Here is a 21,112-nt window from a genome sequence, read left to right on the forward strand (position 1 = left end):
GTCCAATGCTCGCGGTGGCATTTACTGCGAACAGAGATCGTCACGCCAGCACCTGGCCGGCGCAACGGCGGATTGGCCGCAAAGTTTTCGTAGGCCTTAAGATTCCGTTAAGCCTCGCGACTGGCACTGCCGACATTGACGAATGTAGGGGATAGGGCCGGCCGTGGGAGGGGTCTTTTCTGACCCCCTGAGGTCCTCGCCCAATCCCCGTGGTTCTCGTCTTGTTTCGCCATGTGCATCGCCAAAGGGGGGCGAATCATGGGCATGCGTCTTGCGCTGTCGATTGCTGTTGCTTGCACCGCCGTAATCGCCGGGGCGGCGCAGGCCGCCGAAGGAACAAATCGCACCGCGGTGCGCCGTGAGGCCGGACCAATACGACGAACCGACGTCCCTGCGGCAACGCCAGGGCAGATCGGTTTCGACACCGTCCACCGCACGGGGCATACGCTGCAAGAAGACGTCGCCCCGGGCAACTCCTCGGAAGAATTGATGCAGCCCGAGTCGTCGATCGATGGCGAGGGCGGCGCGACTTTCGCGACCGACGACCCCGGAGGCACGTCTTGTGGCGGTGCGTGCGGTTGCAATCTGGGAGGTTGCTGCAGCGGAGATTGCTGCTCGATGGAGGGCTGCTGCGAGCTGGTCGGTGATTGCTGCGGATGTTTCCAGCCCTTCGGGCTCGCGGCCGGCGTCGAGGCGACCTATCTGAAGCCCGATATCAAGGACGACGATTCGATCGATCCGATCGGAGAATACGATTTCGAGGCTGCGCCGCGCGTGTGGGCGCAGTACCAGTTTCAGTCCGGCTGGGGCGTGCGCGGGCGATACTGGAGCTTGGATGGCGAGCAGCAGCGCAGCATTGCTACGGCGGACGACGAGGACCAGGCGGTCGCGCAGACGTACAGCAACAGCCTGGAGATGTGGACGGTTGACCTGGAGTTGACGCGAGCCTTCCATGTCGAGCAAGTCAACGGCTGGCTCTACTTGGGTGCCCGGCACGGACGCTTGCGCCGCGACGCAAATATCCTGTTTTCGATCTTCGACTTCGGCGGCGGCGGCGGTGACGACGCCTCGGCGATTTTGGAACAATTCGATCGCTCCTACGAAGGGACAGGCCTGACTTTTGGCGTCGACCTACTGCGGCCCATCGCCCAATCGCGATTCGCGGCGGTGTGCAATCTGCGCGGCGCCGTGCTGTGGGGAGACAACCAGGCCAACGTCAACGCGACCGTGATCGAAGCGGTACCGGTCGGCGCGGGCGACCTCGACCTCAACGACTTTGGCATGCTGCAGTTCGCGGGCAGCAACAACGACGCCATGTGGATCGGCGAATTGCAAGCCGGCGGTGAGTGGAACACGCCGCTGAGCCAGGCCTATGGCGGCGGCAATGCCTTTGTTCGCGTCGTGTTCGAGGCCCAATGGTGGAACCTGCCAGGCGTCTACTTGGGATCGGAAGCGCCGGAGATTGACGACGCCCTGCACCAGTTGCTCGGCGTCGCGGCGTCGGCCGGCTTCCGGCGGTAGGCAAGAACGCGCCAATCGAGTGGCCCGGGTCTTGCGACTGGACGGGCGTTCTCCGGCGGTGTCCAATGCTGGCGAACGGGCAGTGGTGAGTGCTGCCTCGTGACGAGTGGCGCGTGGCGGGGCCAGGTGCCACCGAGCAAAGGGGGGGCCGCCATGCAGCGCAAGAAGCTCGTCCTGCAAGTCGCCGCCGCCGTGCTGGTGATTGTCGCGGCGATCGCGGTGCGTTGGTTTTACTATGGCGATTTGGGCGAGGCCCTGTTGCGGCCGCCAGGCAGGGGCGGTGCGGATTTCCAGATTCCGCGCTAACATCGCTAACATCGCGCGCCGCAGCGCGAGCGCCTCAGTTCTTCTGGGGGGCACGTTCTGTTTCAGCCCCCCACGCCGCGCGCTGTTCATTGTTTGATCCACGCGAAGCGCAGTGCTAGGTTAACCGTCTCGCCCGACAACACCTTCTCTCCCCTTGGGAAATGCTACTGCGAACCGGTTCTCCGCGTCTTTCTTGATCGCGTTGCTCCAGTAGCCAGCTTGCTTTTCGCCTCGCTTCGCCGCATGCCAGCGGCGACGGATGCCAGGCAAATCTCAGGGGGTATCTATGTTTCGCCAGTTGCTTGTGGTGTTTAGCTTGTGTGCCGCCGTCGTAGCCCAGCCGGCACAGGCAATCGATACCTTTACCACGGCCCAGCACCCGCTCGTTTCGAATCTCGGCTTCGACCTGTTTCTTGGCGAACCTGGCGACGACAATTTGCTGGCGAGCGTGAGTCCAGGTTTGATCACCGGATCGAGCGACATCGAACTGTCGCTCGACAACACGGGCACGGGGTCGCTGGGGTTTGTCCACTCGGCGTATTCCTTGGTGCATCTTTCGGGCACAGCCGATCTCGGGGTGCTCGGCACCGTCGACTATGACTTTACGGACATCGGCTTCGACTTTTACACTTTGGAGTCGAAGAACGTCACCAACGGTGTGTTCGAATTTCCCTACGACGACGCTGTGAGGCTGGCCTTCAATCAGGGGCAAGTGACGATTGCGAATCCGCAAGGCCCGATTGCGGCTCTGGTCGGCAACTTCTTGCCATTCGAGTTGGACTTTACCGCGGATCCGTTCGTCGCAAATCCGTCGTACACCCTCAGCGAACCGTTCCACGGCACGGCCGATATTGGACCCGGCGGCAATACGAGCGACGCGGAGGCGAATGTTTTCGTGGACGCAATCTCCACGCCCATCATTGACGTGAGCGCCCTGCAGATCTGGGCCCGATTCCACGGCGAGTTTCACATCGCGCATCCGCCGCTCCCACCACGGCCCCAGCCGGGTAGCGACGTCGTATGCAGCTTGAACACGGGCATCGATGAAACGACCGGCGAGCGGCTGCCACTCGGCGCCGCGGATGAGACGTTTTTGTTTGGCAGCGAGTCCGCGGAGAATCCTGGCCTTGCGCCTCAAGTCGTCGATCTGACGCATTCCTGGTTGCCGGATGATGCGTCCGAGGCATCCCGCTGGATTGGTATCGCTTCGCCAGGGCCGATTCCGGGTTCCGTATTCGGCGATCCGGGCACTTATTTCTATGACGTTGATTGTGATCTGACGGGGTACGATCCGCTCTCGGCGTCACTGCGCGATTTGAGATTTGCCGCCGATGATCGACTCGTGCGCATCTGGCTGAACGGCGTGGTGTTATGGGAAAACCCGAGTCTGAATAGTCAGTTCTCGAATTGGCAAGGCCTTGCCGAGTTCTTGGGTTTCGGAGATTTTCTCCCAGGCATCAATCACTTACGGTTTGAGATTACCAACGGCAATCCTGCCTTCGACGAGCCAAGTCCCATGGGGCTCAGGCTCGAAGGCTATGTCGCAGCGACCGCCGTGCCCGAGCCCGCGAGCTGGGTGCTGGCGCTGGTGGCCGTTGCCGGCATCGTGCCGTGTCTGCGCCGAAGGGCAATTCGAACCCGCGGTGTTGCCCCGCCAGGAGTCGATTAGGCACATGGCAATGCGCATCGGAGCGATGACACTCTTGATTGTCGCCTGGCTGCTGGGTACTGCGCCGTGTGCTGCGGGAACGATCGTGTTCGTGACCGACTTTTCGTCGCTCTCACCGGAAATCTCCGGGGTGGCGACTCTTGTAGATGTTCAGGACCTCGCGGGGCTCGGCACCGGGACCGACGTCTTTGGCGACGATTTTCTGATCAATGGGTCCGGCGGCAACCCTGCTCAAAAGACAACGCTCGAGCTGACGAACCTGCCGCCGCACACCCAGGTGAGCGTCGGTTTCCTGTTGGCGATTCTCGAGACCTGGGATGGCCTCGGCTACGAGCTGGGTGCCGATTACTTTCATGTCGACATCGATGGCGTGTCGTACTTCAACTATTACTTCGGGCTCGTTTCCGGTCAGCTCACCAATTATCCGAACTTCTTCACGACGTTGTTGGGGCTCGACTATTACTGGGGTGGCACCACCGGCTGGCGTGACTTTGCCTTCGACATGCATCTGGAACCCGCGTTTCAGCAAATCCCCCACACGTCGAGCACGCTGCGAATCGACTGGTATGGCAGCGGCGAGACTTACGAAGGCAGTGCGAACCCTGAACTTTGGGGCATCGACAATCTGTCCGTCGAGCTGACGCTTGTGCCTGAGCCGTCGGCCCAGGCGTTGGCCCTTGTGGCCGCCGTTGCGATCGCGTGGATCATTCGCCGCAAGCACTGAGAAACATTGACGGCGAAACCGTGACCGCGGCGTTCCTTGCGGGCGGGCGACCGGCAGACGAGTCGTGATCAGCTCACGGCACGAACGCGTCGAGCCGCTGGCGAAGCCGCTGCAATTCGGGCTGTGCCTCGGGAGCGGTCGCGCGGTTACTCAGTTCAAATGGATCGGTCTGCAGATCGTAGAGTTCGTCCATGCCGGGGAGCTCGGTGTAGTGGATGTACTTCCAGCGCTGCGAGCGCACGGCGCGGTAGCCCATGTGATCCATCCGCGGAAAGACCTTGTCCGTGTAGTACTCGATCAAGAAGTCGTCGCGGCCGGATGTGGGTTTGCCCGCCAGCGCCGACACGAGCGAGACGCCATCGACCGGGCCGGCGGGCGTCACGCCGGCAAACTCCAACAGCGTCGGCGCCAGGTCGATATTGAGGGCCATGACGCGTGGCTGTGACCCGGCCGCAATGCGACGCGGATACCGCACCAAAAGCGGAATTCGGATCGATTCCTCGTACGCGAGCCGTCGCTCGACGCTCAGGCCATGCTCGCCGTAGAAGTAGCCGTTGTCTCCGGCCAGAACGACGACCGTGTCGTCCAGGCACTGTTTGTCGGCTAGCGCGCGGAAGATTTCCCCCACGCCTTCGTCGACGGCGGCCAGCATCCGCAGGCGTCCGAGGATCGCTTCGTCGGTCGTGACCGTCGCCGGACCCAAGGGAGGTAAGCCTTCGATCGGACGGCTCAAGGCCGGCTTGTCCGCGGGCGGGAATCCGAAATTCGCGCGGCGAGGAATCGTCGCCTGCTCAAACAGGCGCGCGTGCCGCTCGGCCGGAATGAAGTTCGAGGCGTTCGGATCCGTCAACGTGCCGTCGGCCCTTTGTGCCGTCTCGGGGTGAATCGCCTTGTGCGCCAGATATAGCAAAAAGGGCTTGGCGTGTTCGCGCTCTAGAAATTCGACGGCCGCCCGGTTGAGCACGTCGGTCACGTGGCCCGTGGTCGGCCGGACGGTTCCGTTGACGTTCAACCTGGGGTCGAGCGAGGTGCCCTGCCCTGCCAGCGCTACCCAGTGATCGAAGCCTGGGCGCGGGCTGTCGGTGTTGCCCATGTGCCATTTGCCGACAAAGGCCGTTTCGTAGCCCGCCTCCTGCAACCGGCGCGGAAACGTGGCCAGGCGGTGGCTGGCCTCGCTGCGGTCGGTGTTGTCGGTGATCCCATGGGCGTGAGCGTAGCGCCCGGTGAGAAAGCTTGCCCGGCTCGGCGAGCACAGCGGCGTCGTGACGAACGCATCGGGAAATCGGGCACCCTCGCGGGCAATGCGGTCGATGTGCGGCGTGCGGACGAACGGGTGCCCGGCGCAGCCCAGATCGTCCCACCGCAGGTCGTCGACCAGGACGAAGACCATGTTGGGCCGCCGGGGCTCGGCGCCGCGGAGCGGGGATTGGCCCGTGTTCGCGGCCAGGCCAAACAGCAAAACGATAATCGCTGAACGCATGGGGCCTTCACCTGATCGTCGCACCGTGCGGCCGTCTTACGACCTGAGGCGCAAGTGTGCCTAACCGCAACCTGGCGATCAAGCGTCAAGCCTGCTGGGTGTTTGCATGCCAAGCTGCTGTGGCGGTGCGACCCCACCCACGCGAAGGCCGTTGTCTGGCAGCGCAATTTTCCCGCACAGTGAAAGCACCGTGCGCCAGGACCGCGTTCGGGAGGTTTCTTGCCGGTGGCTGTCCCCTCTTTCAGGTTCTCGTTGATTGAAACAGGTATAGCGGCCCACGCCTTCGCCGCGCAAGCGCCGTCGGCGCCCGCGGCAGCCGTGAAAACTATCGCTGGTTGGGAACGTTGCGCCATGGTGCAAGTGCAGACGGTCAGCCACACCTACGAGCCCTTCAGCAAGGAGCCCGAGTACATCGAGGCGAACCGGGCGTTTATCGATCGCCTGCCGCTGACCGAGGCCATCCGCGAGCAAGTCCACCGCGTTCTCGACGTTGCCTGTGGCACCGGCGCGGTCAGTCAACTGCTCGCGGCCCAGGTTCCGCGTGCTCACTTGTACGGCGTCGACATCGATCCAGAGCAGATTCGCCTTTCTACGCAGCTATGGCACGAGTTGGGATACGAGGTCCGCAGCGGCTTCGAACTGACCGACGATTGCGTTGCGAACAAGCCCGTGGTGACGCTCGCGCTGGCCTCGGGCGAGGATCTGCGGTTTCCGCGAGATTCCTTTGACTGCGTCACGATTGCCAATGCCATTCACATGCTGCCCGATCGGCGGGCCTTTCTGAGCGCCGCCGCGCGCGTGCTCAAGCCCGGCGGCATTTTCGGGATGAACACGGGCTTTTATGCCGGCTGTTACCCGCCGGGCACCGAGCGTCACACGGTCGACTGGCTGCGCGCGGCCTTGGCGTTTGTGGGCGAAGAGAATCAACGGCGCGAGGCCAACGGAGAGCCACTCATCAAGCGTCGGCACGGCACGTCGCGAGGGGCGTTTCAGAACCGCTGGCTGAGCGCCGAGGAGTGGTGCGCCGAGCTGCGCGCCGCCGGACTCGAGCCGATCGACGTGCACGAGCGCATGGTGATGATGGATGCCCGCTGCCTGGCGGCCCTGGCGGCCTACGGCGGTCTGGTCGAAGCCGTGATGAGCGGCTATCCCGTCGAGGAGGCCAGCCGGGCCTTGCAGTCGACGGCGGCCCGAGCCTTGGAGCTGCAGGGCGTCGAGACCTTGCCGCGCCTGTGGCTCGAAATCTGGGCCCGCAAGCCTTGATCCCCCACGGCCACCGGCAGTCAACGTCTGCAACCGTGCTTGATTACTTGTGGAAAGGAAACATCGTCGGATGAACAACGTACTGCCCGACCGGGAAGAGCTGTTGCACAAGGTCGTCGAGATCGTGCAGCGGTTAACGGCCGACTGGGACCTGGGCGACGACCGCGGCATCGGCGCGGACACGAGGCTGATCGGCGACTTGTCATTCGAGTCGATCGACGTCGTGCAATTCATCGTGGCCCTCGAAGAGGGCTTTCATCGCCGCGACTTTCCCTTCGAGCGACTGCTGATGAGCGATGGCCGCTACGTCGACGAGCTGACGGTCGGTCAGGTGGTCGATTTTCTCGACCACGCCCTGACGGAATTGCAGTCATGAGTTCCGCCTGGGCGCGGCTGCGCGACCGCGTCGTGGTCGTCACCGGCGGCAGCGCGGGCATCGGTTACGAAACCTGCCTCGCGTTGGCGCGGCTGGGCGTGCGGCTCGTGATTGTCGCGCGGAACCAGCAACGTTTGATCCGCGCGGCGGCCGACGCGGCCAACGTCGCGCCGCGCGATGCGGCGCCGCCCGTCGCGCTGTCGCTCGACGTGCAAGACGAAGCGGCCATGCAGCACCTGGCCGCGCAAGTGGTTGACCGCTACGGGCGGATCGACGCCCTGGTGCACGCGGCCGGCATCCTGCGCACGCCCGGTGCGCGTTTATGCCCCTTGGCGCACATGCCCTTGGCCGAATTTGCCGGCGTGCTCGATATCAATCTGACGGGCACCTACCTGGCTAATCGGGCCGTGCTGCCCGCCATGTTGCAGCAAGGCTCCGGCGACATCGTCAATCTTTCGAGCCTGTCAGGCCGCGTGGGCCTGGCTTTCGATGGGCCGTATTGCGCCTCGAAATTCGGCATCGTGGGCCTGACCGAGGCGCTGGCGGCCGAAGTGCGCGGCGCGGGCGTTCGCGTGCAGGCGCTGTTGCCCGGCATGTTTACGGGCGGTGTTTGGAACCAATCGGGGCTGCCGCCTCCCACGCAATTGCCGTCGTGCAACCGCGTAGCCCAGATGATCGTGCAGATGCTCGCGTTGCCGCCGGAAGTGTACCTCGGAACGCCAGTCATCGAACCGCTTTCCATCGAGGCGGGCACCGGATGGCGGGGCGCAAAGTCGGCAGGGGCGGCCCGTTCGCGTTCGGGCAGCGCGCCGGACAGTGGTCGGACCAATGATGTCCACGCGGCGGCGGTACACGACGGCGCTTGGCCGTCGATCAAGAGGAGAGCAACCGAGATGTTTCACGTAACCGCGGAAATGAACTCGTTGGCAGACCAGGTGGTCATCATCACCGGTGGCACGGGAGGGATCGGCCTGGCCACGGCGCAAGCGGTGTTGGCCGATGGTGGGAAGGCCGTGATTTGTGACGTCGATGCCGCACGGGTCGAGGCGTGTACGGCGGCCTTGGCCGAGGCATTCGCAGCCGAACGCGTGCTCGGGATTGCGATGGACGTGCGCAGCGAGGCCGACTGTCAGCGCATGGCCGACTCGACCCTAGCACATTTCGGTCGGATCGACGCCTTGGTCGCCTCGGCCGGGATTCTGCGCAAACGAGGCACTCCGCCCAAACCGCTGGTCAAGGTGACCTGCGACGAATGGCAGGAAGTGATCGACGTCAATCTCAAGGGCGTGTTTCTCACCAATCGCGCTGTGCTACCGACGCTCGTGCAGCAGCGCCGGGGGAATATCATCAATGTCTCCTCGGTCTCCGGGCTGCGCGGCCGCGCGCACGACGGGCCCTATTGCGCCTCGAAATTCGGCGTGATCGGCCTGTCGCAATCGGCGGCCGACGAGGTCCGTACATACGGCGTGAAGGTGATGACGCTGCTGCCGGATGCGGTCGATACGCCGATCTGGCAGCAGAATCACCCCGTGCCCCCGCCTACCGATGCGCTGGCGCCGGAGCGCATCGCCGAGGTCATCCTATTCATGCTCAACCAGCCCGACGACACCTTGCTGGTCGGGCCGGTCGTCGCCCCGTTGGGGGCGCGCACACGCAAGGCCGTCGCCAAGAGCGAACCGGCGGGGACGAACTCCTAGAACGTCGTTGACAACTGGCGGCCAGATTGCCGCCGGCCAAAAAAAAACGGCAGCCGGCGAGAGCCGGCTGCCGGTACGAATCGCGGAAACCAGATCAGGCGTATTCGCGCGTCTTGTTGATGCCCGGTTGCGGCACGGGATACCGGCCCGAGGCGTCGGCCAGAATCGGCGCCGGGCCGTCCATCGTCAGACGATCGACGCTCGGGGCGAATTCGTGCTCGCAATTGAGCATCTGGTCGAACGTGATCACATGACCGGTGTGAGCCGACATCCGGCCCATCGCCGTGACCAGGCTCGCTTCGGCGCCGCGCTTCGCCTCGTTGTAGGGCTTGTCTTCGCGAATCGCCGTGAACAGGTGGTCCCATTCCAATTGATAGGGATTCTGTTCCGGCGGCCCGTACTTCCAGACGAGCTTGCCGCGATCGAAATTCTGGCCCTTGAACATCCGGGTCTTGGCCGGCGTGTGGCCGGCGGTCGAGATGATCGCGCAGCCCCGGGTGCCGTGGGCATAGCTGGCGAACTCGTCGTGGCACCCTTCGACCGTGCGGCCGTCGAGGAACAGCTTGGTCCCGTCGGCAAAGGTGAATTCGGTGCTGTACGAGTCGAAATTCTGATCGACGTAGTCGCCGCGATAGTGACGGCCGCCGCACGATTGGGCCTCCACCGGCCAGGCATCCTTCATCCAGCAGCATTCGTCGATGTTGTGGATCAGGAAGTCGCTATAAGCGCCGCCGCTGGCCCACAGGAACGCATGGAATTCTTGGATCTGGTAGAGCAACTCGCTCATGTCCGCAGGCTTCGGACCACAGAAGGCATGTGCCGTGGGACCGGCCATGCGGTAGGCCCGCAACATGATCAGGTCGCCCATCTCTCCGATCTGGATGCGATCGAACAATTCTCGCCGCGCCAGGCAATGACGGCACATCAGGCCGACGCCGACCTTGAGGTTCTTGTCGACCGATTGTTCGGCCAGCGCCAACATCCGCCGCGTGCTCGGACCATCGACCGAGACGGGTTTTTCCATGAACACATGGAGCCCCTTTTCGATCGCATACTGGAAGTGCACCCAGCGGAAGGCCGGCGGCGTGGCCAAGATTACTACGTCGCCCGGCTTCAAGCAGTCCATCGCCGAACGGTAACCGTCGAAACCGATGAACCGCCGCTCCTCGGGCACATCGACCTGGGGCTCGTGAGCCCCGTGCAGTGCGTCGTAAGCGGCCTGGAGCTTGTTGGGGAACACGTCGGCCATGGCCACGAGCTTCGTCGGTCCGACCGGCGAGCTGAGGGCATTGACCGCCGCGCCCGAGCCACGCCCACCGCAGCCCACCAGAGCCAGCTGGATCGTGTTGCTGTCGGCCGCATGCACGGTGGGAATCGCCATGCTGGCCAAGGTCGAGGCGGCGGCTACGCGGCCGGCGCTGCGGAGCAGCTGGCGGCGGTTCAATTCGGTGAAAGACGGTTCGAACACGGATGCGCTCTCCCTCAAGAATATTCGGGCGGGGACCCGGCGGACGGGCCGGCGCGGCGTCCAAGGTCGATCGGCCGCCGCAACCAGCAAGTATGTTAATTCCCCCGGAAGCCAAATGCATCCACCCCGGGGGAGACACTCAACCCGGGGGCCAAACGTTGGCCGGCACGAGCCGCGGTGATAGCCCGTGACCACTCGGAGTCGATCTTGTGGTGTGCGGCTGCGCGTTGCCGCTCACAGCGTCATGTCGCGTGTTCAGCCTCGGCGCCTGCATCGGTTGCGGCGAGCATGGCGAGCGTCCTACGAGTCGCCTACCGAGGCGCCCGTTACGTGACGTGCTTGCCGTGCGAACGCGCGGCGCCCAAGGTGTTCCGCGTGATCGCCTGTTGGGGCGCGAACGATACCGCGAACTCCGGTTTGGCGCCGGCGGCAGCACCCAGGGCGCTACGCGGCCCCCGCTGGAGCCGAATTGCAAAAAGTTATGCAGAAGTGTATATGTGTTCAGCATCTCGGCGGATGCCGGGCTAAGCGGAACTAGGGAATGCATGCGTGGACGCGCTGCGAAAAATTCTGCGCGAGTACTGGGGCTACGAGGAATTCCGCCCTTTGCAGGCCGAGGCGATGCAGGCCGCGCTCGACGAGCGCGACTCGGTTGTCGTGCTGCCGACCGGGGGCGGCAAATCCCTGTGCTTTCAGGTTCCTGCGCTGGCCATGCAGGGGCTCGCGGTCGTCGTCTCGCCGCTGATTTCGCTGATGACCGACCAGGTCGACGCCCTGCTCGAATGCGGCGTGCCGACGGCTTGTATCAACAGCACCCTCACAGTCGCCGAGCGTCGCCGCGTCGCCGACCAGGTTCGCGCGGGCGAGTTGCGATTGCTGTATCTCTCGCCCGAGCGCTTGACGACGCCGCGGACGCTCGAGTTCCTGAGCGAGGTGCCGCTGGCGTTTTTCGCGATCGACGAGGCCCATTGCATCAGTGAATGGGGGCACGACTTCCGCCCCGAATACCGTGCGCTGAAGGTGCTCAAGGAGCGGTTTCCGGCCGTGGCGGTGCATGCCTACACCGCGACGGCGACACCGCGCGTGCGCGACGATATCGTTCGCGAACTGGGGCTCGCGGACCCGGCGGTTCTGGTAGGTGGTTTCGATCGGCCCAACTTGCTGTATCGCGCTCAGCGCCGCGGCGACTTGCGCCGCCAAATCCGCCAGGTCATCGAGCGTCATCCCGGCGAGTCGGGGCTGATTTACTGCATGCGCCGAGCGGACGTCGAGGAGCTGTGCGCAGCCCTGGTCGCCGAGGGGTTGCGCGCAGTGCCCTACCATGCCGGTATGCCCGACGCCGAACGCCGCGACAACCAGCGGGCATTTGTGGAAGACCGGGCCGAAATCGTCGTGGCGACGGTGGCCTTTGGGATGGGCATCGACAAGCCCGACGTGCGCTACGTGATTCACGCCGCCGCGCCGAAATCGCTCGAGGCCTATCAACAGGAGTGCGGCCGCGCGGGCCGCGACGGGCTACCTGCCGAATGCTGGCTGTTCTATTCGCCTGCCGATTTTCAGATCTGGCGCAAACTGCAAAGCAACCTCCCGGCAGACGCCTACGAAGCGGCGTTGGCCACGCTCGCGGGGATCGAGAACTATTGCCGTGGCGCCACGTGCCGTCACCGGGCACTCGTCGAGTACTTCGGCGAGGCGTGGCCGGGCGCGTCTTGCGGGGCCTGTGACGCGTGCCTCGACGAACTCGACGAAATGCCCGATGCGCTCGTGCTGGCGCAAAAGATCGTCTCCTGCGTCGTGCGCCTCGGCGAAGGTTACGGCGGCGACTACACCGCGCAGGTGTTGATCGGGTCGCACGACGAGCGGATCGTTTCGCGTCGCCACGATCAGCTCAGCACGCACGGTTTGCTGGCCGATTTCGACAAGCGGCAAGTCCGCGATTGGATCGAGCAACTCGTCGCTCAGGGATTCCTGAACAAGGAAAGTGAGTATCGGCGGCTGCAGCTCACGGCGACGGGCCGGGAGCTATTGCGCGGCGACGGGCAGCCGCGCCTGCTCCAGGCCGCGCCCCCGCGAACGGCCCGCGCGGCGAAAGGCGATCGCCGCGACCCGGCGTCTTGGGACGGCGTCGACCGGCGGCTGTTCGAGGCCTTGCGCCAGTGGCGCACGACTGAGGCCCGCGAGCGCGAGGTACCGCCCTATGTAATCTTTGGCGACGCCACGCTGCGCGAACTGGCCCGGCTGCGGCCGACCAGCTACGAGGCGCTCGCGCGGGTACGGGGGATTGGCCAGCACAAGCTGGCCGCCTTCGGCGACGCGATCATCGATCTCGTGGTGAACTATCGCCGCGCGCAGGACGTGGGCACGAGCTGAACGGCCGGCGTGGTTACGCGACGATATCGCCAACCACGTTGCCGTAGACGTCGGTCAGCCGATAGTCGCGGCCACCGTATTGGTAGGTCAGCGCCGTGTGGTCGACGCCCAGCAGGTAGAGAATCGTCGCGTGCAGGTCGTGCACGTGGACCGGATTCTCGACGGCATAGTAGCCGTACTCGTCGGTCGCGCCATAGACGAGGCCCCCTTTGACGCCGCCGCCGGCCAGCCACATGGTGAAGCCGAACGGGTTGTGATCGCGTCCGTCCTCGACGCCGGGTTGCTTTTGGGACATGGGCGTACGGCCGAATTCGCCCCCCCAGAGCAACAACGTCTCCTCGAGCAGCCCGCGCTGTTTGAGATCCTTAATCAGCGCGGCGATCGGCTGATCGACGGCCTCGGCGTTGAGGCGATGATACCGTTCGAGATACGAATGTTGGTCCCAGTGATTGGCGCGGCTGTCGACCCGGGGCGGCAGCAATTCGATGAACCGCACGCCCTGTTCGATCAGCCGCCGGGCTACGAGGCATTCGGTGCCGAAGGGTTGCGTGCGCGGCTGATCGATGCCGTAGGCCTTGAGCGTGGCCGCCGTTTCACTCGAGAAATCGAACACGCGCGGCACGGCCGTCTGCATCCGAAACGCTTGTTCGTAGTTGCCAATCACGTTCTCCAGCCAGGCGGCGTTGGCGATGCGCTGGGCCCGCTGGCGGTTGAGGCTTTGCACGACGGCCAGCTTCTCGCCTTGGATGTCGCGGTCATCCGGCAGAGGCTCGAGATCGGCCACGCCGCGCAATTGGGCGCTAAGCAGGCAGGCCTGGTATGCGGGCGGCAGAAAACCGTTGCTGAAACAATTCAAGCCGCCGAAGGGGCTCATGCCGCATTCGAGCACGACGAAGCCCGGCAGCTCCTGCGACTCGGTGCCGAAGCCGTAGTTGATCCAGGCGCCCATGCTGGGGCGGCCCTGCAGCGGAGAACCGGAATGCATGAAATAACTGGCCGCGGCATGCTCGCCATGGTCCGAGACCATCGAACGGATGATAGTCAGATCATCGACGCACGTGGCCACGTGCGGCATGATCTCGCTGACGTCGGCGCCGCAGGCTCCATGCTTGGCGAACTTGTAGGGGCAACCCATCACCCGGTTGCCGATGTTGAAGTTTGTCGCCGGCGTCTGCATCTTGATCGGTTCGCCGTGCTCGCGGTTCAGCCGCGGCTTCGGGTCGAACAGGTCCATCTGCGATGGACCGCCGTCCATGTAGAGAAAGATGACGTGCTTGGCCCGCGGCACCGGCGGGCCCAATGGCCCCGCGACGATGGGGCGCGGGTTCGGCGCCGCAGGCGCCGCCGCTGGCCGAACGGATGTCGCGCCCGATTCCCGGCGCTCGCAGCCCAACAGCCCGGTGAGCGCCAGGCCCCCAAAGCCGGCTGCGGCGCGATACAGCAGCTCGCGCCGGGCCAGCGGCACCCGCGGTCGGTGGTTTCCAGCAAGTTCGGCGGACATCTCATTCATCGTAGGGCTGTGCCGCGACACCGACAATGCTGCAAGCGCAGGCGCCGCGGCTATTCGACGAACACGAACTCGGCCAAATTGAACACCGCATGGCAAGCCGCGGTCCACGCGCGAACTTCGGCCGTGCCGTCGTCGCCCGGCGGCTGCGAATCGTCCCGGCGCGCGGCGAGTTGCTGTTCGACAAACTGCGCCAACGCCGTGCGCTCCTCAGCAGTTGGCCCCCGGGCCAGGGCCTCGGCAAACATGCGATCGATTCGCGCCGCGATCCCCTCGGGCTCGCGCAACAATCGCTCGGCCCAGACGCGCGCCTCGTGGTGCACGAACTCGTTGTTCAGCATCGCCAGGGCCTGGCCGGGGACAGTCGACATCGGTCGCAGGCCGATGCTCGCGTCCGGCTTGGGAAAATCGAACGCCGCCAAGAGCGGTGTGAGGTGGTTGCGGCGCACTTCGAGGTAGATGCTGCGCCGGCAGTCGCCGTCCATCGGCCCGGAGAATTTCGGCAAGTCGAGGTCCTCGCCGCGCATGTACTTGGTGACATGGAGCGGGACGCTGGGCCCATACATCTGGTCGTTCAGGTTGCCTGCGACTGCCAACAGCTCGTCGCGCACGCACTCGGCGTCGAGTCGTCTTACGCGGGCGTGGGCGTAGAGCTTGTTGTCCGGGTCGATTGCGCGGGCGGCCTCCGAGGCGTCGGCTGCCTGTTGGTAGGTGCGCGTCGCGAGCAGCAGTCGGTGCAGGGCCTTGATCGACCAGCCCTCGGCGACGAAGCGCGTCGCGAGATAATCGAGCAATTCCGGATGTGTGGGCGGTTCGCCCAGGGCACCGAAATTATTCGGCGTGGCGACGATGCCACGGCCGAAGTGATGCAGCCAAACACGGTTCACCATGACCCGCGCCGTGAGCGGATTGTCGCGCGAGGCTACCCAATCGGCCAGCTGCAGCCGGCCGCTGCCTGTCACTGCCGGCGGCGCCGCGCCACCCGTCAGCACGGCGGGAAAGCCGCGCGGAATCTCGGGACCTTCGTGGTGCGGATTGCCCACTCGCTGGATGTGCAGATTGCGCGGCAGGTGATCCTTGGCGACCAAGGCCAGGGTCGACTCGGGCATCTCGGTCTCGAGCTGCTGCCGCTCGGCACGCAAGACTTCGAGGTGGCTGCGCTGCTCGGGCAGCAGCTTGTCGGCCGGATCAGCTCCCGAATCGAGCAATCCACCGCGCGTCAGGGCCCAGCGCCGCAGCGCGTCGCGCTCGGGGCGCAACAACCGCCGCGGTGGCTGGTCGCCCGACGCGGCCAGGGCCTGTTTCCATTGCCCAAGCACGTCGCCGAGCAACTGGGCCAGGCGTTGGAGCAGTTCGGGATAGCTCTTGACGTCTTCGGGCCAAAGCAGATCGGCCACGAGCATATTCGGCGGGAATTCGATCTTTGGCGGCTCGTCGGAGATGAAGAACCCGGTCGCGGCGATGTGCCCGCCGTTGGTCCTTACCTGATCGACCAGTTCGATGATCGCTTGACGCCCGACAAACGGCTGCACGTCCATCGTGCGCAGTTCGAACTGCTCGCTGCCGTTGCCGGTGGCGGTGTAATCATCGGCCTCTTGCACCAACGGGCTGTGGAACTTGACGTTAACGCAGGCTTGAAAGGGAAATCGGCCACCGGCCACGTACATCGACAGGAACCGCTTCGTGACACGGAACGGCGGGCTCGTCAGGCGGCCGGTGAGCGCGTCGACGCCCGCGCTCGACGCGTAGCCCTGCTCGCCGGGCTGCGACCAGTCGATCGGTGCATCGCGTCGCGGACCCGCGCCAAAGGCCTGCCCGACGACAGTCCAATCGCCGTAGTCCTGGCCCTCGAACAAGTGCAGCGGTTCGAGACCGGTTGCCTGCGGGTCAGGAGGCTGCCAGTCGACCAGCCGCCAGTAAAGCGCTAGGGCCGTCGGCTTGAAGGCATCCGGCTTGGTGCTGGCCAGCGCGGCAAGGGGATACCAGATGGGGTCTTTGTCGGCGCTGGCCGCCATCAAGAATTCGCGCCAGCGCTGGAGCCGGGCCACATCGAGTCCGCGCCGGGCTGCCACTTGTTGGCAGTCTGCCGCGTCGGGCTCTTCCTCGCCCAGGCCCAACTCCTGGCACGCCAGGACATAGTCGGGCAGCCGGGCCAGCTCGTCGGCAACCAGCTCGACGCGCGCCGTGGCCAGCAGACGTTCGATCTCGGCCTGATTGCCCTTGAGCCGTTCAGCGGTGGCTGCGATTTGGGCGGTCGTCTCGGGCGTGTCCGTGCACGCAATGGCGTTGGTGCAACTGACGAAGAACCCACCCAGGCCGTAATAGTCGGCCATCGTCAAGGGATCGAACTTGTGATCGTGGCAGCGCGCGCACGCCAGGGTGAGCCCGAGAAACGCCTTGCCGAACGCGTCGATTTGACCCTCGAGCTCTGCGGCCTCGGCGACGGCCATATCGACGGGCATATTCTGATACTCGCCCAACCAATAGAAGGCCGAGGCCAGCGGCGACAACCGGGTGCGGCCGTCGGGCGACAGTCGAGGCTGCTCAAGCAAATCGCCGGCAAGCTGCTCGCGCACGAAGGTGTCGAACGGCACGTCGTCGTTGAAGGCACGAATGACGTAATCGCGGAATCGCCAGGCGTTGGGCTTGTTGCGATCGATGTCCTGGCCGTTCGTTTCCGCGTAGCGGACGACGTCGAGCCAATGGCGGCCCCAACGCTCGCCATAGCGCGGACTCGCGAGCAGCCGATCGACGACTCGCGCGAAGGCCTCGGGCGATTCGTCGGCGAGAAATGCTTCGACCTCGGCGGGGCTAGGCGGCAGGCCGATCAAGTCGAAATAGACGCGCCGCAACAGCGTGCGCTTGTCGGCGGGCGGCGCGGGTGCCAGGCCCGCCGCTTCGAGTTTCGCCAAGACGAACCGGTCGACCTCGTTGGCCGGCCAGTTCGGGTCCTGCACCTCGGGCACGACGGGCGGCTCGACCGGGCGGAATTGCCAATTTGCCGGTGCTCCTGCGCCGGGCGGGCTGGCGGCGGGCCACACGGCACCATCGCGAACCCATTGCTCCAAGTCGGCGATTTGGCCGTCGCTCAGCCGGCCATTCGGCGGCATTTTCAACTCGGCGTCGGGCGCCTGTTGGATCGCTTGGATGAGAAGGCTGGCTGGCGGGTCGCCCGGGACGATCGCTGGTCCACGCTCGCCGCCCTGCAACAGCGACTCGCGCGTGATGAGGCGCAAGTTTCCCTTGGGCTCAGGCACGTCGCCGTGGCATTTTCCGCAGCGCTCGACCAGCAGCGGCCGCACGCGGCGCTCGAAGAACTCGGCATGCCCGGCCTCCTCAGCAATAGCCCCATGGCACACTCCGGTAATCAGCGTAGCCAGCACGAGCGCAGCGATGCGGTCCCGAGTCGCGCGGGAAGATGGCCACGGCTTGCCGGTGTCGAGCGCCATCTCAGGACGATTCCTGCGAGCCGGGGGCCGTGCCGCTGGGCGAGCGTTGATCGGCGGCCTGCTCGGCAGCGCGGCTGGCTGGCAGCGGCTGGCGATAGGGCTGTCGGTTTTCATACAGGCTCAGACGCGAGCGCAGCTTTTCCTGGCGCGCGGCATCCTGCGCCACCGACGGCAGCGCCAGCGCTTGCCGCACCACTTGAACCGCCTTGGGAAAGTCCCCCAGTTCGGCGTAGGCCGCCGCCAGAGTGTCGAGATAGCCGGGGTCTTTGTACTGCGTTTGCCGGCACGCACTTTCGGCCAGCGAAACGCTCTCGCTGCCGTTGCGCAGCTTGGGATCGGGATGGGTCGCCAGGAGCCAGGCCAAATTGTTCAGGCCCGTTTGCCAAGTCGGCAACACGTGCAGCACCTGGCGGTATCGCTGCACGGCCTCAGCCGCGTCGCCCGCCTGCTGCAGCGCAATCGCCAGGCTGGCGCGGGCCTCGATCAACTCCGGCCGCGCGGCGAGCGCAGCGTGATAGTACCGGCACGCGTCGGCAAACTCGTGTCGTTCGAGCGCCAGGTCGCCGAGGGTGCGCAGGGCGCCGGCATCGTCGGGCATGCGCGCGACCAGCGCCCGAAGCCGCGCCTCGAACTCCACCATGTCCTTGCGCGCCTGCGCCAGCGTGGCCAGGGCGCGATTCGTGTCGGCGTCGAGCGGGTTGACTTTGAGGGCTCGCCGCAGCGCCGTTTCGGCGTCGTCTCGGCGGTCCTGAGCCATGCGGAGCAATCCCAACTGCAGGTTGGCGTCGAACGAATCTGGCGCTACGGCCAGCGCCGCTTCGATCGCCTGCTCCGCCTCGGCTGTCCGGCCGAGCTGGAGCAGGCAACTCGCGCGATGGGTCAAGGCCTTCTCGTAATTTCGGTCGCATCGCAAGGCAGCGTCGAAGTGCCCAAGCGCCTGCGTGACTTCGCCCTGAGCAAGCCATGCTGCGCCGAGCGAATCGTGCGCCTCGGCCTGCTGCGGATCGGCCGCCACCGCACGTTGGGCACAGGCCACGGCAGCGGCAAAGTCGTGCTGCTGCACGTGGATGCCCGCCTGCATCGCCAACAGCGTGACGTCGTGCGGATATTGCTCCAGATAGCCTTCCAAGAGCTGCTGAGCCCGCTCGGTGCGGCCGGCCCGCAGCAGCGCGCTGGCGGTCAGCATCGTGCGGCGTTGCGGATCGAACCACTCGTACAGGTGTTCGATATAGAACTCTTGCCAATCGGCCTCGTTGCACGTCGAGCCGTCGGGGTTGCGGCGCCGGTAGATGATGGCCTGTTGCGGCAAGTGATCGGTCCACAACACCAGGTCGTCTTCGTCGGGCGGGGGAATCTGCAATTGGCAATTGACGTGTCGCGCGCGGGGTATGTGCAGCAGAATCAGATCAGCCGGCATGTCTACCAACAGGTCGATCGCCCGCTTCGATCCCGGATCGAGCATTGTTTCGGATTGATAGACGGGAACCGGCCGCGGCACGTAGCCCGCGAGTGGCCGTGTGAGGAAACAGCCACACGGGCCCGGCGAAACGACCGGACCCGCGGGGAAATTCGCCGCCAGGAAACCGGTGGCGTCGATCATGGATTGATGATCGGCCCAATACTCGCGACTGCGCTCGAGGAAACATCCCATTCGCCCGAGTCCTGGGCCGGCGGTCGTCATGGCCGGAAACAGTGCGCCGTGCTGATTATAGAGATTCAGGCCGATCATCACCGCCAGGGCGATCCAGGCCGTCTGCCGCGCACGTGGAACGGAGAACAGCAGCGTGCCGAGCAGCACCCACAGTAGCGGCGTGCCGACGACGAAATAGCGCGGCACGAAAACCAGCTTCAAGATCGACAGCACGCTGGCGACGATGACCATGGCGCAAAGCCAGACGCGCGGTTCGTCGACCAGCGGATGCAACAGCCGCAACGCCACTGCCGGCAGCGACGCCACGCCCGCCGGGACGCGAAATCGGACCACACGGACGATATACCATGCGATCGTCAACACCACCGCCAGGCCTGCCAGGATCAGCAAGTCCGGGCACCAGAAGCGGGCATACTCGATCGCAAAGCCGGTCGCGCGCACCTGGGGTATGTTCTTCGCCATGACGCCACCCCAGCGCATCAACAGCACTGTCGTGCCGAAAGTGGCCGCATTGACGATCGCCCCGATGAAAGCGTTCCGTGCGCGCTGCGCGTCGTTGGTCAGCCAGGCATAGGCCGCGACGGCGGTTCCATGGACCGCGGCTGCGGCCACGAACAGCGCCCCGGTGGCCTTGCAAAAAAAGGCCGCCAATCCACACACGGCCGCAGTCTTGAACCGTTCGCGCGTAACCAGCAGCAGGGCCGCAAGACCCAACAGCGAGACCGGAAACTCCATCCCCAGCATTTCCAACTGCGCGATGAACAAGGGCGTGGTCAACAGGGCCGCGACCACCAACGCGGCGCCCAGCGTGCCGGCGCGCGGGCGGAGCAGTCGAAAGGCCACGAGGAGAATTCCCGCACCCAGCGCGATGTAGGTCACGTGATAGACCGTGAGCACTGCTTTGACCGATGGCAGCGTCTTGAGCGCCACGGCCACCAGCGTCGGGATCACGCTGGTGACGTACGTCTTTGTGCCCCCGGAGAAGACGTCGTCCTCGTCATGGATGAGGCGGTCGTAGTCGAAATTGGAGTCGGCGAGGAACATGGCCTCGCGCCACATGCCGACGTAGTCCCAATAGGGCGGCGATGAGAGCACCGGCCAGCGCCAGGCAAGCAGGGCCAGCGTGAGCACCAGCCAGGCCGCGACCCAACGACCCACGGCTCGCCCGTCCAACCCGGGGCGCGGTGCAGGTTCACCCTCGCTCTGCTTCGCGGGCCGGGGTTCATGGGTAGAGTGTCGCGACATGACGGACAAGTCTCCCCCACCGGGACTTGGCGAGCGATGATCCCAGAGTTCACCGCCGCGCGACGAACGGCTCAGGAAACCGCCCGGCGCGGCCGGGCCCCCGGCTGGAAAGATATCAGCCTTGAATGCAGGCACCCGGGGCCCGTTGGCGGTGAAATTCCATCCTCTGGACGAGGCCTAGAAATGTCAAGCGCCGCAACAAGATACGATCAAACGGGTGGGGGCGAGGCCGGCACCTCTCGAATTCGAGCCAGACCGGCGATGAAGTGCGCACAAAACCGGTCGGTGGAGCCCGGTGACGGGACTCGAACTGACGGCAAAGAAGACGTCTAAGTCCGTACCCACCAATCGGTTGAAGATTTGACAAATTTACCAGCAAAATTTCT

At 65.0% G+C, this 21,112-nt stretch carries 13 protein-coding genes; 8 read left to right on the forward strand and 5 right to left on the reverse strand.

Features of this window, described 5'->3' with window-relative positions; translation table 11 throughout:
* Positions 1–264 precede the first annotated feature (264 nt).
* From K1X74_08755 to K1X74_08770, 4 genes are all read left to right on the forward strand, one after another.
* Entirely contained in the window at positions 265–1,521 is a 1,257-nt protein-coding gene (locus tag K1X74_08755; GenBank protein MBX7166427.1) for a hypothetical protein, read from the forward strand.
* Between the two features lie 153 nt (positions 1,522–1,674).
* Positions 1,675–1,827 (forward strand): hypothetical protein, encoded by a 153-nt coding sequence (locus K1X74_08760; protein ID MBX7166428.1) that lies wholly within the window; start codon positions 1,675–1,677, stop codon positions 1,825–1,827.
* 460 nt (positions 1,828–2,287) lie between these two features.
* Positions 2,288–3,496 carry a hypothetical protein gene (locus K1X74_08765; protein ID MBX7166429.1) on the forward strand — a complete coding sequence of 403 codons (1,209 nt, stop codon included), beginning with the start codon at positions 2,288–2,290 and terminating at the stop codon, positions 3,494–3,496.
* 4 nt (positions 3,497–3,500) lie between these two features.
* Positions 3,501–4,220, forward strand: a complete 720-nt coding sequence (locus K1X74_08770; protein MBX7166430.1) for a hypothetical protein — start codon at positions 3,501–3,503, stop codon at positions 4,218–4,220.
* A gap of 73 nt (positions 4,221–4,293) precedes the next feature.
* On the opposite strand, the gene K1X74_08775 is transcribed toward K1X74_08770, so the two are convergent.
* Entirely contained in the window at positions 4,294–5,700 is a 1,407-nt protein-coding gene (locus K1X74_08775; protein ID MBX7166431.1) for a sulfatase, read from the reverse strand.
* A gap of 351 nt (positions 5,701–6,051) precedes the next feature.
* On the opposite strand from K1X74_08775, the gene K1X74_08780 reads away from it, so the two are divergent.
* The 3 genes from K1X74_08780 to K1X74_08790 all read left to right on the forward strand — a co-directional run bounded on the left by K1X74_08780 (position 6,052) and on the right by K1X74_08790 (position 9,036).
* Positions 6,052–6,963, forward strand: a complete 912-nt coding sequence (locus K1X74_08780; GenBank protein ID MBX7166432.1) for a methyltransferase domain-containing protein — start codon at positions 6,052–6,054, stop codon at positions 6,961–6,963.
* Positions 6,964–7,033: 70 nt separating this feature from the next.
* A complete protein-coding gene (locus tag K1X74_08785) occupies positions 7,034–7,339 on the forward strand; it encodes a hypothetical protein (GenBank protein MBX7166433.1) in 306 nt (101 codons plus the stop codon).
* On the forward strand, positions 7,336–9,036 hold the full coding sequence (locus tag K1X74_08790; protein ID MBX7166434.1) for an SDR family oxidoreductase: 1,701 nt from the start codon (positions 7,336–7,338) through the stop codon (positions 9,034–9,036). Before K1X74_08785 ends, K1X74_08790 begins: the two co-directional genes overlap by 4 nt.
* A gap of 94 nt (positions 9,037–9,130) precedes the next feature.
* Here K1X74_08790 and K1X74_08795 read toward each other — a convergent pair whose 3' ends face one another.
* The gene (locus K1X74_08795) at positions 9,131–10,417 is read right to left on the reverse strand and encodes a Gfo/Idh/MocA family oxidoreductase (GenBank protein MBX7166435.1); all 1,287 of its coding nucleotides are present in this window, start codon (positions 10,415–10,417) and stop codon (positions 9,131–9,133) included.
* A gap of 636 nt (positions 10,418–11,053) precedes the next feature.
* On the opposite strand from K1X74_08795, the gene recQ reads away from it, so the two are divergent.
* The gene (recQ, locus tag K1X74_08800) at positions 11,054–12,874 is read left to right on the forward strand and encodes a DNA helicase RecQ (GenBank protein MBX7166436.1); all 1,821 of its coding nucleotides are present in this window, start codon (positions 11,054–11,056) and stop codon (positions 12,872–12,874) included.
* A 13-nt stretch (positions 12,875–12,887) separates the two neighbouring features.
* Here recQ and K1X74_08805 read toward each other — a convergent pair whose 3' ends face one another.
* From K1X74_08805 to K1X74_08815, 3 genes are read right to left on the reverse strand one after another with little or no spacing between them, the layout of a single operon-like run.
* Positions 12,888–14,375: a DUF1501 domain-containing protein gene (locus tag K1X74_08805; GenBank protein ID MBX7166437.1), complete on the reverse strand. Its 1,488-nt coding sequence runs from the start codon at positions 14,373–14,375 to the stop codon at positions 12,888–12,890.
* A 59-nt stretch (positions 14,376–14,434) separates the two neighbouring features.
* Positions 14,435–17,830: a PSD1 and planctomycete cytochrome C domain-containing protein gene (locus K1X74_08810; protein ID MBX7166438.1), complete on the reverse strand. Its 3,396-nt coding sequence runs from the start codon at positions 17,828–17,830 to the stop codon at positions 14,435–14,437.
* Between the two features lies 1 nt (position 17,831).
* A complete protein-coding gene (locus K1X74_08815) occupies positions 17,832–20,639 on the reverse strand; it encodes a tetratricopeptide repeat protein (GenBank protein ID MBX7166439.1) in 2,808 nt (935 codons plus the stop codon).
* Positions 20,640–21,112: the final 473 nt, after the last annotated feature.

Source organism: Pirellulales bacterium (assembly GCA_019694435.1).
Classification (GTDB): Bacteria; Planctomycetota; Planctomycetia; order Pirellulales; family JAEUIK01; genus JAIBBZ01.